Source organism: Streptomyces sp. NPDC006309, assembly GCF_040613095.1.
In the GTDB taxonomy this organism is placed as follows: domain Bacteria; phylum Actinomycetota; class Actinomycetes; order Streptomycetales; family Streptomycetaceae; genus Streptomyces.
In genome coordinates this window covers 120102-133475 of the sequence record NZ_JBEXRO010000003.1, presented here as the reverse complement: position 1 = coordinate 133475, position 13374 = coordinate 120102, and the positions used below count along the sequence as shown (strand labels likewise).

At 72.1% G+C, this 13374-nt stretch carries 13 protein-coding genes; 8 read left to right on the top strand and 5 right to left on the bottom strand.

What is annotated here, in order from left to right:
• Positions 1-22: 22 nt before the first annotated feature.
• The 3 genes from ABZ117_RS05360 (at position 23) to ABZ117_RS05350 (ending at position 4836) form a co-directional block, all read left to right on the top strand.
• Positions 23-2143 carry a PQQ-binding-like beta-propeller repeat protein gene (locus ABZ117_RS05360; RefSeq protein WP_356817599.1) on the top strand — a complete coding sequence of 707 codons (2121 nt, stop codon included), beginning with the start codon at positions 23-25 and terminating at the stop codon, positions 2141-2143.
• Positions 2144-2231: 88 nt separating this feature from the next.
• A complete protein-coding gene (locus tag ABZ117_RS05355) occupies positions 2232-3968 on the top strand; it encodes a PQQ-binding-like beta-propeller repeat protein (protein ID WP_356817597.1) in 1737 nt (578 codons plus the stop codon).
• Positions 3969-4143: 175 nt separating this feature from the next.
• Positions 4144-4836, top strand: coding sequence for a response regulator transcription factor (locus tag ABZ117_RS05350; protein WP_356817595.1), 693 nt, complete (start codon positions 4144-4146; stop codon positions 4834-4836).
• A gap of 74 nt (positions 4837-4910) precedes the next feature.
• Here the strand turns inward: ABZ117_RS05350 and ABZ117_RS05345 are convergent, their stop codons facing one another.
• Both ABZ117_RS05345 and ABZ117_RS05340 read right to left on the bottom strand, forming a co-directional pair.
• Positions 4911-5249, bottom strand: a complete 339-nt coding sequence (locus ABZ117_RS05345; RefSeq protein ID WP_356817593.1) for a hypothetical protein — start codon at positions 5247-5249, stop codon at positions 4911-4913.
• A 21-nt stretch (positions 5250-5270) separates the two neighbouring features.
• Positions 5271-6962: a sodium:solute symporter family protein gene (locus tag ABZ117_RS05340; protein WP_356817592.1), complete on the bottom strand. Its 1692-nt coding sequence runs from the start codon at positions 6960-6962 to the stop codon at positions 5271-5273.
• A gap of 197 nt (positions 6963-7159) precedes the next feature.
• Here ABZ117_RS05340 and galT point away from each other — a divergent pair, with 197 nt between their 5' ends.
• The 3 genes from galT to galK are packed head-to-tail and all read left to right on the top strand — an operon-like array spanning position 7160 to position 10334.
• A complete protein-coding gene (gene galT / locus ABZ117_RS05335) occupies positions 7160-8221 on the top strand; it encodes a galactose-1-phosphate uridylyltransferase (protein WP_356817590.1) in 1062 nt (353 codons plus the stop codon).
• Positions 8218-9180: a UDP-glucose 4-epimerase GalE gene (gene galE / locus ABZ117_RS05330; protein WP_356817588.1), complete on the top strand. Its 963-nt coding sequence runs from the start codon at positions 8218-8220 to the stop codon at positions 9178-9180. The genes galT and galE overlap by 4 nt, the downstream gene beginning before the upstream one ends.
• Positions 9180-10334, top strand: coding sequence for a galactokinase (gene galK / locus ABZ117_RS05325; RefSeq protein ID WP_356817586.1), 1155 nt, complete (start codon positions 9180-9182; stop codon positions 10332-10334). The genes galE and galK overlap by 1 nt, the downstream gene beginning before the upstream one ends.
• 153 nt (positions 10335-10487) lie before the next feature.
• On the opposite strand, the gene ABZ117_RS05320 is transcribed toward galK, so the two are convergent.
• The gene (locus tag ABZ117_RS05320) at positions 10488-10931 is read right to left on the bottom strand and encodes an N-acetyltransferase (protein WP_356817584.1); all 444 of its coding nucleotides are present in this window, start codon (positions 10929-10931) and stop codon (positions 10488-10490) included.
• Positions 10932-11035: 104 nt separating this feature from the next.
• Positions 11036-11188, bottom strand: a complete 153-nt coding sequence (locus tag ABZ117_RS05315; RefSeq protein WP_356817582.1) for a hypothetical protein — start codon at positions 11186-11188, stop codon at positions 11036-11038.
• 60 nt (positions 11189-11248) lie between these two features.
• Between ABZ117_RS05315 and ABZ117_RS05310 the strand changes: the two genes are divergently transcribed.
• Positions 11249-12016 (top strand): response regulator transcription factor, encoded by a 768-nt coding sequence (locus ABZ117_RS05310; protein ID WP_356817580.1) that lies wholly within the window; start codon positions 11249-11251, stop codon positions 12014-12016.
• Here ABZ117_RS05310 and tamR read toward each other — a convergent pair.
• Entirely contained in the window at positions 11975-12472 is a 498-nt protein-coding gene (gene tamR / locus ABZ117_RS05305; protein ID WP_356817578.1) for a MarR family transcriptional regulator TamR, read from the bottom strand. The genes ABZ117_RS05310 and tamR overlap by 42 nt on opposite strands.
• Positions 12473-12561: 89 nt before the next feature.
• On the opposite strand from tamR, the gene ABZ117_RS05300 reads away from it, so the two are divergent.
• Positions 12562-13374: a trans-aconitate 2-methyltransferase gene (locus ABZ117_RS05300; RefSeq protein WP_356817576.1), complete on the top strand. Its 813-nt coding sequence runs from the start codon at positions 12562-12564 to the stop codon at positions 13372-13374.

Genomic DNA, 13374 nt, shown 5'->3' with positions numbered 1-13374 from the left:
TGAACGAGGGGGAAGAGCGCTGATGACTCAGCCGCCCGACCAGCCGCCGCAGGGCGGGTTCGGAGCACCGCAGGACCAGCCGCCGCAGCCCGGCGGTTCCGGCCCTCCGCGGACTCCGCCGTCCCAGGGCGGCCCGGACGCCCCCGAAGCCCCCCCGGCCCAGGCCGGTTTCGGACCTCCTGAACCTCCGCCGTCCCAGGGTGGCGCCGGTGCTCCGCAGATTCCGCCCGCGCAGGGTGGTTTCGGTGCGCCGCAGGCCCCGCCTGCGCAGGGTGGGTTCGGTGCTCATGAGGCTTCGCCGGTCCAGGGTGGCGCCGGTGCTCCGCAGATTCCGCCCGCGCAGGGTGGTTTCGGTGCGCCGCAGGCCCCGCCTGCGCAGGGTGGGTTCGGTGCTCATGAGGCTTCGCCGGTCCAGGGTGGCGCCGGTGCTCCGCAGATTCCGCCCGCGCAGGGTGGTTTCGGTGCGCCGCAGGCCCCGCCTGCGCAGGGCGGGTTCGGCGCTCCGCCGCCGCCCGTCGGTCCTCCGCCGCAGCCCCAGCCGGGGTACGGCTACCCCCAGCAGCCGGGTCCGTACGCCGGTGCCCCGGGCCCCTACGGCTACCCGCAACCCCCGCAGCAGCCGGGCCCGTACGGCGGCCCGCAGCCCGGGTACGGGCACCCGCAGCAGCCGCCGTACCCCGGCGCGCCCGGCGGCCCCTTCCCGGGCGGCCCGGGCAAGCCGGCCTCCCGGAAGAGGACGGCGCTGATCATCGGCGCGGCGGTCGCGGCGCTGCTCGTCATCGGCGGCACGGTGTACGCGGTCACCTCCGGCGACGGCGACGGCGGTGGCGGCCGGAAGAAGCCCGTGGCCCAGGGCAGCGACGACCCGAAGCAGTCCGCCTCCGGTACGCCCACCGCGGCCGCCGCCGGTGACGACCCGGAGAACCTCAACGAGGGCCGGCAGGCCGGTGAGGCGAAGGTGCTCTGGTACAAGCCGGCACCGGACGCCCCGGCGTCGGGTGCCGACGCGCCCGGCCTGTGGGTCAGCGGCGACACGGTGGTGAAGGCGGCGTACAAGCAGGTCTTCGCGTTCGGCACGCAGGACGGGAAGAACGCCTGGGGGCCGGTCGCCTTCCCGCAGAAGATATGCGCGGTCACCCCGCAGAAGTCGGCCGACGACAAGGTCGTCGTGGCGTACATGAGCGGCGGCAGCGACCGCGCCAAGTGCAACCAGCTCCAGCAGCTCGACCTCGCCACCGGCGAGAAGGGCTGGAGCGGCGAGGTCGCCGACGGCGGGCTGTTCGACAGCGCGCTGACCGTCGAACTGAGCGTGAGCGGCAGGACGCTGATGGTGGGCCGCTCCCAGTCGGGCACGGCGTACGACATCGACAGCGGCAAGAAGCTGTACGACAAGAAGCGGTACGGCGAGGCCTGCTTCCCGGCCGCGTTCGCGGGCGGCACCGGACGGCTGATCCAGGTGGCCTCCTGCGGTGTGGGCACCGGGAACGAGCACGAGGAGATCCAGGAACTCGACCCGGCCACCGGCAAGGTCCGCTGGACCCGGCCGGTCAAGAAGGGCTGGGAGGTCTCCCGGGCCTACTCCGTGGACCCGCTCGTGGTCTACCTGACCAACCGGGAGAAGAAGGCCTGGAACATCTCCACCTTCACCAAGGACGGGGCGTTCCGTTCGGAGGTCAAGGTGGACGAGAAGTTCGCCCCCCGCTGCGGCTGGGCGATCCTCGAACGCGAACTCCAGGGCTGCCAGGGGGTCGTGGCCGACGCCGACACGCTCTACCTGCCCACCGACTCCACCACGAGCGCCAACGAGATCGTCGCGATCAGCCTCTCCGACGGCAAGGCGAAGTGGCGGGTCAAGTCCCCGGCGAACGAGCCGATGACCCCCGTGAAGATCGAGGACGGCAAGCTCGTCGCGTACGTGCGGCCGTCGTACGACGCGGGCGGCCAGGTGGTCTCGGTCCCGCTCACCGGCTCCTCCCACAGCACGACCAGGCTGCTGCGGAACCCGCAGGGCGGCGCCGACGCCGAGAACTCCTTCTACGACGGTGTCGTCGACTTCTCCGGCGGGCGGCTCTTCGTCTCCTCCGGCCGGCTGTCCGGCAACGACGCCTCGAAGGAGAAGCTGATCATGGCCTTCGGCGACTGAGCCCGGTGCCTGTTCCCGGCGTCCCGCCCGTCCTGCCCAGTTCCCCTCCGCCGTCCGGCCGCCCGACCGTCCCCGAGGTACCCGCGCCATGACCCAGCCGCCCCCGCCGCCCCCCAATCAGCCCCCGCAGCCGCCGAACCGGCCCCCGCAGGCCCCGCCGCCCGGCTACGGCTACCCCCAGCCGGCGCCCCCGCAGCCGCCGACCCCGCCCGGCTACGGCTATCCCCAGCCGCCGGCCCAGTCCGGTTACGGCTACCCCGGCGCACAGCAGAACCCGTACGCCCAGCCCACGCCGCCGGGCTACGGCTATCCGGGCCATCCCGGCCATCCCGGCCAGCCGGTGACCGTGCCGATGCAGCCCCAGCCCGGGAAGGGCGGCGGCGGGCGGAACAACACCGCTCTGCTCATCGTCGTCGCGGCGGTCGTCGCCATCGCGCTGATCATCGGCGGGGGCGTCTGGTACGCCCGGTCCTCCGGTGGCGACGGCAAGAAGCACGACACCGCCTCCTCCGGCGGCACCGGCGGCAAGAACGGCGCGGACACCTCCGGGGGCTCCTCGGGCGGCGGCAAGGAGAAGGCGCCGGCGGACACCGCCTCCAAGGTGCTCTTCCAGGTGCCGATGCCCCGGACCGACGACACGATCGGCACCACCGGCTCGTGGCTGACCGACACGGTGTACGCCAAGAGCGGCGTCGCCGAGATCGTCGGCTACGACCCGGCCAAGGGCACGAAGCTGTGGACGGTCAAGCTCCCGGGGCCGGTCTGCGCGGCCAGCAGCCATGTCACCTCCGCCGGCCTGACCGCGATCACGTTCCAGCCGAAGATGCCCACCAAGGACAAGACGGCGGGATGCAGCGAGGTCGCCGCGATCGACCTCACCGCGGGCACAAAGCTGTGGACGAAGTCGATCAGGACCGGTGACTTCCCGATCACCTTCCAGAACGTGACGGTCGCCCAGCACACCGTCGCGGTCGGCAGTTCCGACGGCGGTGCCGCGTTCGACATCGGCTCCGGCAAGGTCCTGTGGCAGCCCAAGCCGGACGACACCTGCTACGACGCGGGCTACGGCGGCGGCACCCGGCTGGTCGCGGTCCGCAAGTGCGGCGCGTACGACAACCGCCAGCTGCACATCCAGACCATCGACCCGAAGACCGGGAAGGTGATCTCCGAGTACAAGATGCCCGACGGCGTCGAGTACGCCTCCGTCGTCTCCACCGACCCGCTCGTGATCGCGGCCGACGTCGGCGACAGCGCGGGCGACGGCAGCGGCGTCTCGGACTACTTCTCCGTCGACGGCAGGACCGGCCGGCTCCTCGCCCGCATCTCCGCGCCCGGTGACACGTACGGCGGCCACTGCGACGGCATCACCCGCATCGAGGGGTGCCGGCAGATCGCCGCCGGCCACGGCCGGCTGTACCTGCCGACCGAGGTCCACGACGGCTCCGGCCAGTACAACAAGACCAACGAGATCGTCGCCTTCGACCTGAACACCGGCAAGCCGGCCCGTGGACGCGCCGAGGCCGGCGACGGCTACACGCTCTCCCCGCTGCGCATGGACGGCGGCAACCTCCTCGCCTACATGGCGCCGCCGTGGAACAAGGGCGGCCAGGTCGTCAGCATCGACGGTGATTCGCTGAGGACGACCAAGCTGCTGGAGAACCCCGGCACGCGCAGCGTGCACCAGGGCGAGAGCGGCCTGCTGCCCGAGTACGCGGAACTCCTCTTCGGCAAGGGCCGCCTGTACATGTCGGCCGTCTTCGCCCACAAGACGAACCCGGAGTACGGCAAGGAGTACCTGCTGATGGCGTTCGGCACGGACGGCTGACCCGGCCCGGACCCCGTCACCCGTGTCACCCGAATGAGTGACTTGCCGAGAAGTGCCCCGGATTTCATCGATCCGGGGCACTTCTCGGTGAGACGGGCAGCGCGACGTCGAACAAGCGTGTAGCTTCCGGGGGCATGAAGGGCGGGGGTGCCTGGGGGTCTGGGGGGTTTGCTCTATGGGAGTGCGGCTCGTGGTCGTCGACGACCACCGCCTGCTCGCCGAGGCGTTGGCGTCGGCACTGAAGCTGCGCGGTCACCGGGTGCTGGCCGCGGCGGCACCGGCCGCGGGCGCGGCTGATCTGGTGATCGCACGGGCGCCCGAGGTGTGCCTGCTGGGGACGGCGGCCCCGGCCGAACCGGGGATCTTCGACCCGGTGGTGAAGATCAAGCGGGAACGGCCGCAGGTGGCGGTGCTGGTGCTGGGCCCGGTGCCCTCACCGCGCGGCATCGCGGCGGCCTTCGCCGCGGGCGCGTCGGGATACGTACGGCACGACGAGCGGATCGAGGGCGTCGAGCGGGCCATCGGCAAGGCCCGGGCCGGCGAGGCCGCGGTGGCTCCCCAGCTGCTCCAGCAGGCCTTCGCCGAGCTGCTGAACCCCGCCGCACAGCCCGACGACGAGGCGCAGCGGCTGCTGGAGATGCTGACGCCGCGGGAGGTGGAGGTGCTCGTCAGGGTGGCCGACGGGGAGGGCACCCGGCTTATAGCGGCGGGCATGGGCATCGCCCCGAGCACCGCGCGGACGCATGTGCAGCGGGTGCTGATGAAGCTGGGGGTGGGATCGCGCCTGGAGGCAGCGGCCCTGGCCGCCCGCACGGGCCTGCTGGACCGGGCGGCCGGTTTCCGCCCCACCCCGGACCCCCACTCATGACACCGCCGCCCCGGAAGGGGCGCGGGGAACTGCGCGCCCAGCTCCCACGCACCCGCGCCGGGGACGGCCGGTGATTACTCCTTCTCCTCCGGCAGCCCCTCCGGGGGAACCGCCGGAGGGGTCGGCCGCAGCTTCAGCCAGCCCAGGAAGAAGATGCCCAGCAGCAGCATGCCGATGCCGGTCCACAGGTTGATGTTGACGCCCTCGGCCTTGTCGATCGCGGCCCGGGAGTCGGTGATCCCGGTGATCGTGACGATGACGCCGTAGAGCACGAACAGGCCGCCGATGATGCGGCGCAGGTCGAAGATGCGGGCCGCCGTGGCGGACTTGCCCTCCAGCTCGGTGACTTCCCGCTGGACGTCCTCCTCCGAGAAGCCGGGGCGCTCGGGGTGACGGTCGGAGTGCTCGGTCATGGTTTCCTCGATCCTCCCGCGTCAGAACGAGAACGGGATGTAGCAGGCGGCGGCCAGGACGACCGCGCCCCAGCCCAGCAGGGCCGGCCTGCGGTACCAGGCGTCGTCGCCCGCGGCGGGCGGTTCGGACATGCCGGGGGAGCGGGTGCCGTAGACCAGGCCCTGGAGCTGCTCCGCCGGCTTCGGCTCGGTGAACAGGGACACCGCGACCATCACGACCGCGCCGGCGACGAAGCCCGCGATCGCGGAGACGAAGTTGGCGCCCTGGTCGGTGGGGATGGAGATGATGCCCTTCTTGTAGAGGATGAAGTAGTTGACCATCGCCGTCACGGTGCCGGCCAGCAGGCCCCAGAACCCGGACTTGGCGGACGCGCGCTTCCAGAACATGCCGACGATGAAGACGACGAACATCGGCACGTTGAAGAAGGAGAACAGCGTCTGGAGGTAGCTCATGATGTTCGAGAACGACGACGCCAGGAAGGCCGTGCCGACGGACGCGGCCACGCCCACCGCGGTGATCAGGCGGCCGAAGCGGACGTAGTAGGCGTCCTCACGGCCGCGCACCACGTACTTGGCCCAGATGTCGTTGGTGAACACCGTGTTGAAAGACGACACGTTCGCGGCCATACCGGCCATGAAGGCCGCCAGCAGGCCGGTCACGGCGATGCCGAGCACGCCGTTGGGCAGCAGCTCCTGCATCAGGTAGGGGATGGCGTCGTTGTACTGGTAGCCGGAGGCGGCGGACCCGAAGTTCGGGATGAGCGCGGCGGCGACCAGGCCCGGGATCATCACCAGGAAGACGATGAAGATCTTCGGGTAGGCGGCGATCAGCGGGGTCCGCTGCCCGGCGGAGAGGTTCTTCGCGGACAGGGCGCGCTGCACCTCGGCGAAGTTGGTGGTCCAGTAGCCGAAGGAGAGCACGAAGCCGAGGCCGAGGACGATGGTGAGCCAGTTGGCACCCAGCGGGTTGGTGCTGCCGATGCCGGTGCCGCCCCAGGCCGTGGTGAAGTTGCCGCCGTGGGTGGCGGTCAGCTTGTCGGTCAGCCCGCCCCAGCCGCCGACCTTCTTGAGGCCGAGGATGGTGATCGGGATGAGGGCGGCGAGGATCACGAAGAACTGGAGCACCTCGTTGTAGATCGCCGAGGACAGGCCGCCCAGGGTGATGTACGCGAGCACGAAGGCGCCGGCGACGACGATGGCGACCCACTGCGGCCAGCCGAGCAGGGCCTGGACGACGATCGCGAGCGCGTAGAGGTTGACGCCCGCGATCAGGATGGCGGCGAACGCGAACAGGATCGAGCTGAGCAGATGGGCGGCCCGGTCGAAGCGCAGCAGCAGGAACTCGGGGACCGAGCGGACCTTGCTGCCGTAGTAGAAGGGCATCATCACCAGGCCGAGGAAGACCATGGCGGGGATGGCGCCCACCCAGTACCAGTGCACGGTGTAGGCGCCGTACTGGGCGCTGTTGGCGGCCATGCCGAGGATCTCGGTGGCGGCCAGGTTCGCGGAGATGAAGGCCAGGCCCGTGATCCAGGCGGGCAGCGAGCGGCCGGAGAGGAAGAAGTCGAGGCTGGTCTTCACGGACCGGCGGGCGGCGAAGCCGATGCCGAGGACGACGACGAAGTAGATCGCCAGGATCGTGTAGTCCAGCCAGTTGGTGGGGAGCCGTAGCTCCGCCGCCAGGTAGGTGGGGGACTCTGTGGGGGTTTGCATGAGAACTCGCTTCGTTGCGCGAACTGATCCAGAGCGGAACCTACGCCGCCGTGTTCAGTATTTGAACACTTCGACTGGTGTTCTTTGTTTGATTGTGATCGAGCCGAGAGATGTCGAGTTGTGATCTGTTATGTTTGATTGTGTTGAGTCATTGGGTGCGGGCACGCCCCGGCGGGGCGTCGAGCAAGGAGTCCGGCGTGAAGAAGACCTCGACCCGGCTGGCCGACGGTCGTGAGCTGATCTACTACGACCTCGGTGACGACACCGTGCGCGACGCGGCCGACCGCCGCCCGCTGGACCGTACGGTCACCACCTCCGAGATCCGCCGCGACCCGCTGCTCGGCGACGCGGTCGCCGTGGCCTCCCACCGCCAGGGCCGCATCTACCACCCGCCGGCCGACGAGTGCCCGCTGTGCCCGACCCGGGGCGAGCGGCTCAGCGAGATCCCGGACTCCTCGTACGACGTCGTCGTCTTCGAGAACCGCTTCCCGTCCCTCGCCGGCGACTCCGGCCGCTGCGAGGTCGTCTGCTTCACCTCCGACCACGACGCCTCCTTCGCGGCCCTGACCGAGGAGCAGGCGCGCCTGGTGCTGGACGCGTGGACGGACCGCACCTCGGAGCTGTCGCATCTGCCCTCCGTCGAGCAGGTGTTCTGTTTCGAGAACCGTGGCGCCGAGATCGGTGTGACCCTCGGTCACCCGCACGGACAGATCTACGCCTACCCCTTCACCACCCCGCGCACCGCGCTGATGCTCCGCTCGCTCGCCGCGCACAAGGAGGCGACCGGCGGGGAGAACCTCTTCGACGCGGTCCTGGAGCGGGAACTCGCCGGGGAGCGGGTCGTCCTCGAGGGTGAACACTGGGCGGCCTTCGTGCCGTACGCGGCGCACTGGCCGTACGAGGTCCACCTGTACCCCAAGCGCCGCGTCCCCGATCTGCTCGCGCTCGACGAGGCCGCGCGCACAGAGTTCCCCCAGGTCTATCTGGAACTCTTGAGGCGCTTCGACCGGATCTTCGGCGAGGGTGAGCCTCCGACGCCGTACATCGCGGCCTGGCACCAGGCCCCCTTCGGCGCGCTGGAGGAGTTCGACGGTGTCACGCGCGACGACTTCGCGCTCCACCTCGAGCTTTTCACCATCCGCCGCACTTCCGGCAAGCTGAAGTTCCTCGCGGGTTCCGAGTCCGGCATGAACGTGTTCATCAACGACGTGCCGCCGGAGCGCGCGGCCGAGCGACTGCGAGAGGTAGCGAGTTCATGAAGTACCTGGTGACGGGTGGCGCGGGATACGTCGGCGGGGTCGTGGCCCGGCATCTGCTGGAGGCCGGGCACGAGGTCACCGTCCTGGACAACCTCTCCACCGGCTTCCGCGAGGGCGTGCCCGCCGGCGCCGCCTTCGTCGAGGGCGACATCCGCGACGCCGCCAAGTGGCTCGACCCCTCCTACGACGGCGTGCTGCACTTCGCCGCGTCCTCGCAGGTCGGCGAGTCGGTGGTGAAGCCGGAGAAGTACTGGGACAACAACGTCGGCGGCAGCATGGCCCTGCTCGCCGCGATGCGCGACGCGGGCGTGCGCTCGCTGGTCTTCTCCTCCACGGCGGCCACCTACGGCGAGCCGGAGCAGGTCCCGATCACGGAGGACGCGCCGACGCGGCCGACCAACCCCTACGGCGCCTCCAAGCTCGCCGTCGACCACATGATCACCAGCGAGGCGCACGCCCACGGCCTGGCCGCGGTCTCGCTGCGCTACTTCAACGTCGCCGGCGCCTACGGCACCCAGGGCGAGCGCCACGACCCCGAGTCGCACCTGATCCCGCTGGTCCTCCAGGTCGCCCAGGGCCGCCGCGAGGCGATCTCCGTCTACGGCGACGACTACGCGACCCCCGACGGCACCTGCGTGCGCGACTACATCCACGTCGCCGACCTCGCCGAGGCCCACCTGCTGGCCCTGACGGCGGCCCGGCCGGGCGAGCACCTGATCTGCAACCTCGGCAACGGCAACGGCTTCTCCGTCCGCGAGGTCATCGAGACCGTCCGCCGGGTCACCGGCCACCCGATCCCCGAGGTGGCCGCCCCGCGCCGGGGCGGCGACCCCGCGGTCCTGGTCGCCTCGGCGGACACGGCCCGCGAGAAACTGGGCTGGAACCCGTCCCGCGCGGACCTCGCGGGCATCGTCGCGGACGCGTGGGAGTTCGCGCAGAGCATCACGAGGGAGCACTAGTGGGGGCACAGCAGGTCGCGCAGCGCTACGCCGAGCTGTACGGGGCGCCGCCGGAGGGCGTGTGGGCGGCCCCCGGCCGGGTCAACCTGATCGGTGAGCACACCGACTACAACGACGGTTTCGTCATGCCGTTCGCACTGCCGCACCAGGCGCTCGCGGCGGTCTCCCGCCGGGACGACGGGCTGCTGCGCCTGCACTCGGCGGACGTCGGGGGCGGCGTCGTCGAACTGCGGCTGGACGCCCTCGCGCCCGGCGGCGACGAGAACTGGACGGCGTACCCGGCGGGCGTGGTCTGGGCGCTGCGCGAGGCGGGCCACGAGATCACCGGCGCCGACGTCCACCTGTCGTCCACCGTGCCGACGGGCGCCGGCCTGTCCTCGTCCGCCGCGCTGGAGGTCGTCATCGCCCTGGCGCTCAACGACCTGTACGGCCTCGGCCTGAAGCGCTGGAAACTGGCCCGCCTGTGCCAGCGCGCCGAGAACGTCTACGTCGGCGCCCCCACCGGCATCATGGACCAGACGGCGTCGGCGTGCTGCGAGCAGGGCCACGCGCTCTTCCTCGACACCCGTGACCTGTCCCAGCAGCAGATCCCCTTCGACCTCGCGGCCGAGGGCCTGCGCCTGCTGGTCGTGGACACCCAGGTCAAGCACGCCCACAGCGGCGGCGAGTACGGCAAGCGCCGGGCCGGCTGCGAGAAGGGCGCGGCCCTGCTCGGCGTCGACGCCCTGCGGGACATCCCCCACGCCGGCCTGGACGCGGCCCTGGCCCGTCTGGGCGACGAGGAGGAGGTCGTCCGCCTCGTCCGCCATGTCGTCACCGAGGACCACCGGGTCGAACGCGTCGTCGGCCTCCTCCGCTCCGGCGGCACCCGCGCGATCGGCCCCCTCCTCACCGAGGGTCACGCCTCCCTGCGCGACGACTTCCGCATCTCCTGCCCGGAGCTGGACCTGGTCGTCGACACCGCCCTCGCCCACGGCGCGCTGGGCGCCCGCATGACCGGCGGCGGCTTCGGCGGCTCGGCGATCGTCCTGGCGGAGGCGACCGACGTGGACGCACTGACCAAGGCGGTCGAGGAGGCCTTCACCACGGCGTCCTTCACAGCCCCCCGCGTCTTCGAAGCCGTCCCGTCCCCGGGAGCCCACCGGGTCCTCTGACCCCCGCCCCGGCCCCGCACCCCACCAGGCGTACGGGGCCGGCGCGGACCGCCGGGGCGCGGGAAGCCGTCGCCGGTGGCGACGTGGCACCAGGGCCGGGGGGCGTGCCCCTGCGGCAGACGCCGACCGGCTTCGCCCGCCGGCTCGGCACCGTCAGGTCAGGCGCTTGGTCAGCGTGTACTCCGTGATGCCCGGGGGGTAGTCGGGGACCGTGCCCACCACCTCGTAGCCCTGGCGGCGGTAGAAGCGCGGGGCCTGGAAGTCCCAGGTCTCCAGGCGGGCCGCCGTGCAGGCGCGGTCGGTGGTGGCGAGGTGTTCGGCCTCGGCGAGGAGGCGGGTGCCGAGGCCCGCGCCGCGGTGGCGGGCGTCGACCCACAGGTAGGTGATGTGCAGCCAGCCCGCCCAGGTATGGCCGACCAGACCGCCCGCCGGCTCGCCGGTGCCGTCCAAGGCCCATACGTGCAGCGGTGCCTCGCGTTCGGCGGGGGTGCCGCGCAGCGCGGCGATTACCGGGGACGCCGCGGCGTTGGTCTCCCGCAGCCGTGAGCGAAGCAGATCACGTCGCTCTCTGTCGACTTCCGCCTCAATACGAAACATGCGGCACACGATAAGCGCGCCGGACGGCCAGTTCTGCAAATCGTCTTCCGCTGTGTGCGCGCATCCGTACTCTGAGGAGCAGCACCGGTGGGGGCCGGTGCCGTTCAGGGGGCGAGACAGGCGGGTACGGCGTCCGCGGTGGGGGCAGCGGGCTCCGCGACGGCGGCGGCCGTGCGGCGTGCGACCTCGGCCGCGGGTGCCGTGCCCGCGTACGCCGTCGTGCTCCGCACCTTTCCGGGCTTTCCGGACCGGCTCATCCGGAGTCTTCCGGACCTTGGTATCCCCTGCTCCGCGCGGAGCCTGGGGAAGGGGGTTTCGTGGTTCGCATCCGAGTCCTGGTCGTGGACGACCACCGCATCTTCGCCGAGTCGCTGGCCGCGGCCCTGGCCGCCGAGCCCGACGTCGAGGTCTCCGCCGCCGGCAGCGGCCCGGCCGCGCTGCGCTGCCTGGAGCGCGCGGCCGGCGAGGGCCGCCGTTTCGACGTCCTCCTGGCCGACGCCGACCTGGGCGGCAACCTGCCCGGCACCGGCCCGGCCGTGCCGGTGCGGGACGGTGACGCGGACGGCCTGGTCGACGGGATCTCGCTCGTCGCCGGGGTCCGGGCCGCACAGCCGCGGGTACGGATCGTCGTGCTCGCCGAGAAGGACGACCCGCGCCGCGCGGCCCTCGCGTTGCAGGCGGGCGCCGCCGGCTGGGTCGCCAAGGACTGCTCGCTGTCCCGCCTGCTGACGGTGATACGCGGCGTGCTGCGCGACGAGACCCATCTGCCGCCGGCGCTGCTGACCGGCGTCCTCCGGGAGCTGACGGCCGCACGCCGGCACCGCACGGAGAGCGAGCGGCTGGTGGAGTCCCTCACCCCGAGGGAGCGGGAGGTGCTGCGCTGCATGGTGGCCGGGCTCGGCCGCAAGGCCGTCGCCGAGCGGCTGTTCCTCTCCCCGCACACCGTCCGCACCCATATGCAGAACGTCCTCGGCAAACTCGGCGTCCACTCCACGCTGGCCGCGGTGGCGCTGGCCCGGCGGGCCGGGGTGGGGCCGGCCGACCTATCCGGGGACGTTGTCGAACGGGGCGGTCAGCTGGCGTAGCAGGCCGGCGAGTTCGCCGCGCTGGGCGCGGGTCAGCTCGCCGAGGATCGCCCGCTCCTGCTCCAGCAGGCCGGCCAGCGCCTGGTCGGCGCGGTCCCGGCCCTCGTCGGTCAGCCGGACCAGCACGCCGCGCCGGTCGCTGGGGTCGGGCAGCCGTTCCACCAGGCCCTTCTTGGCCAGCCGGTCGATCCGGTTCGTCATCGTGCCCGAGGTGACCAGGGTCTGGGTCAGGAGCTGGCCGGGGGAGAGCTGGTACGGCGTCCCGGCGCGCCGCAGCGCGGTCAGCACGTCGAACTCCCAGGGCTCCAGCTGATGCTCGGCGAAGGCGAGCCGGCGGGCGCGGTCGAGGTGCCGGGCGAGTCGGCTCACCCGGCTGAGTACTTCCAGCGGCTCCACGTCGAGGTCCGGACGCTCCCGGCGCCACGCTGCGACCAGCCGATCGACCTCGTCCTCCATGGAGATCAGTGTAGTGGTTGTGTCGACGTGAAGTCTCTTGATGTCGAGTGTCTTGACGTTGAGATAAAGGTCCCGGGAGAGTGGGCCCCATGACGACGCCCGCCTGGGACCCCGCCCAGTACCTCCGCCACGCCGGCCACCGGGCCCGCCCCTTCACCGACCTCCTCGCCCGGATCCCGGACCCGCCCGCCGCCCGGCCGCGCATCGCCGACCTCGGCTGCGGCCCCGGCAACGCCACCGCCCTGCTCGCCGGCCGCTGGCCCACCGCGCACATCACCGGCTACGACAACTCGCCCGCGATGCTCGACCGGGCCCACGTCGAACACGAGGGACCCACCGCCCAGGGCGGCCGGCTCGACTTCACCCACGCCGACGTACGCACGTGGACGCCCGCGGAGCCGTACGACCTGATCGTCTCCAACGCCACCCTCCAGTGGGTGCCCGGACACGCCGACCGCTTCGCCGACTGGATCGCCGCCCTGAACCCCGGCGGCACCCTCGCTTTCCAGGTGCCCGACAACACCGACGCCCCGCTGCACGCCCTGATGCGCGACCTCGCCGCCACGCCCCGCTGGCGGGCCCGCCTCGCCGGCGTCCTGCGCCGCCCGGACTCCGTCCACACCCCCGGCGCCTACCTGGACCGCCTGGCCCGCCTCGGCTGCGCCACCGACGTGTGGCAGACGACGTACCTCCACGTCCTCACGGGTGAGGACCCGGTGCTCGACTGGGTCAAGGGCACCGGCCTGCGGCCCGCCCTCACCGTGCTCGCCGACGATCCCGGGGCGCGGGACGCGTTCCTCGCCGAGTACCGCGACCTGCTGCGCACGGCCTATCCGCGCACGCCGTACGGCACCGTCCTGCCGTTCCGGCGGCTGTTCGCCGTCGCCCGCCGGACGGCCTGA

What these genes read in the sequence shown, in the direction of transcription:
- ABZ117_RS05360 (WP_356817599.1), top strand. Translation starts at nt 23, where the DNA reads ATGACTCAGCCGCCCGACCAGCCGCCGCAGGGCGGGTTCGGAGCACCG.
- ABZ117_RS05320 (WP_356817584.1), bottom strand. Translation starts at nt 10,931, where the DNA reads ATGTTTCGTATTGAGGCGGAAGTCGACAGAGAGCGACGTGATCTGCTT.
- ABZ117_RS05340 (WP_356817592.1), bottom strand. Translation starts at nt 6,962, where the DNA reads ATGCAAACCCCCACAGAGTCCCCCACCTACCTGGCGGCGGAGCTACGG.
- galE (WP_356817588.1), top strand. Translation starts at nt 8,218, where the DNA reads ATGAAGTACCTGGTGACGGGTGGCGCGGGATACGTCGGCGGGGTCGTG.
- ABZ117_RS05315 (WP_356817582.1), bottom strand. Translation starts at nt 11,188, where the DNA reads ATGAGCCGGTCCGGAAAGCCCGGAAAGGTGCGGAGCACGACGGCGTAC.
- ABZ117_RS05345 (WP_356817593.1), bottom strand. Translation starts at nt 5,249, where the DNA reads ATGACCGAGCACTCCGACCGTCACCCCGAGCGCCCCGGCTTCTCGGAG.
- tamR (WP_356817578.1), bottom strand. Translation starts at nt 12,472, where the DNA reads ATGGAGGACGAGGTCGATCGGCTGGTCGCAGCGTGGCGCCGGGAGCGT.
- ABZ117_RS05300 (WP_356817576.1), top strand. Translation starts at nt 12,562, where the DNA reads ATGACGACGCCCGCCTGGGACCCCGCCCAGTACCTCCGCCACGCCGGC.
- ABZ117_RS05355 (WP_356817597.1), top strand. Translation starts at nt 2,232, where the DNA reads ATGACCCAGCCGCCCCCGCCGCCCCCCAATCAGCCCCCGCAGCCGCCG.
- ABZ117_RS05350 (WP_356817595.1), top strand. Translation starts at nt 4,144, where the DNA reads ATGGGAGTGCGGCTCGTGGTCGTCGACGACCACCGCCTGCTCGCCGAG.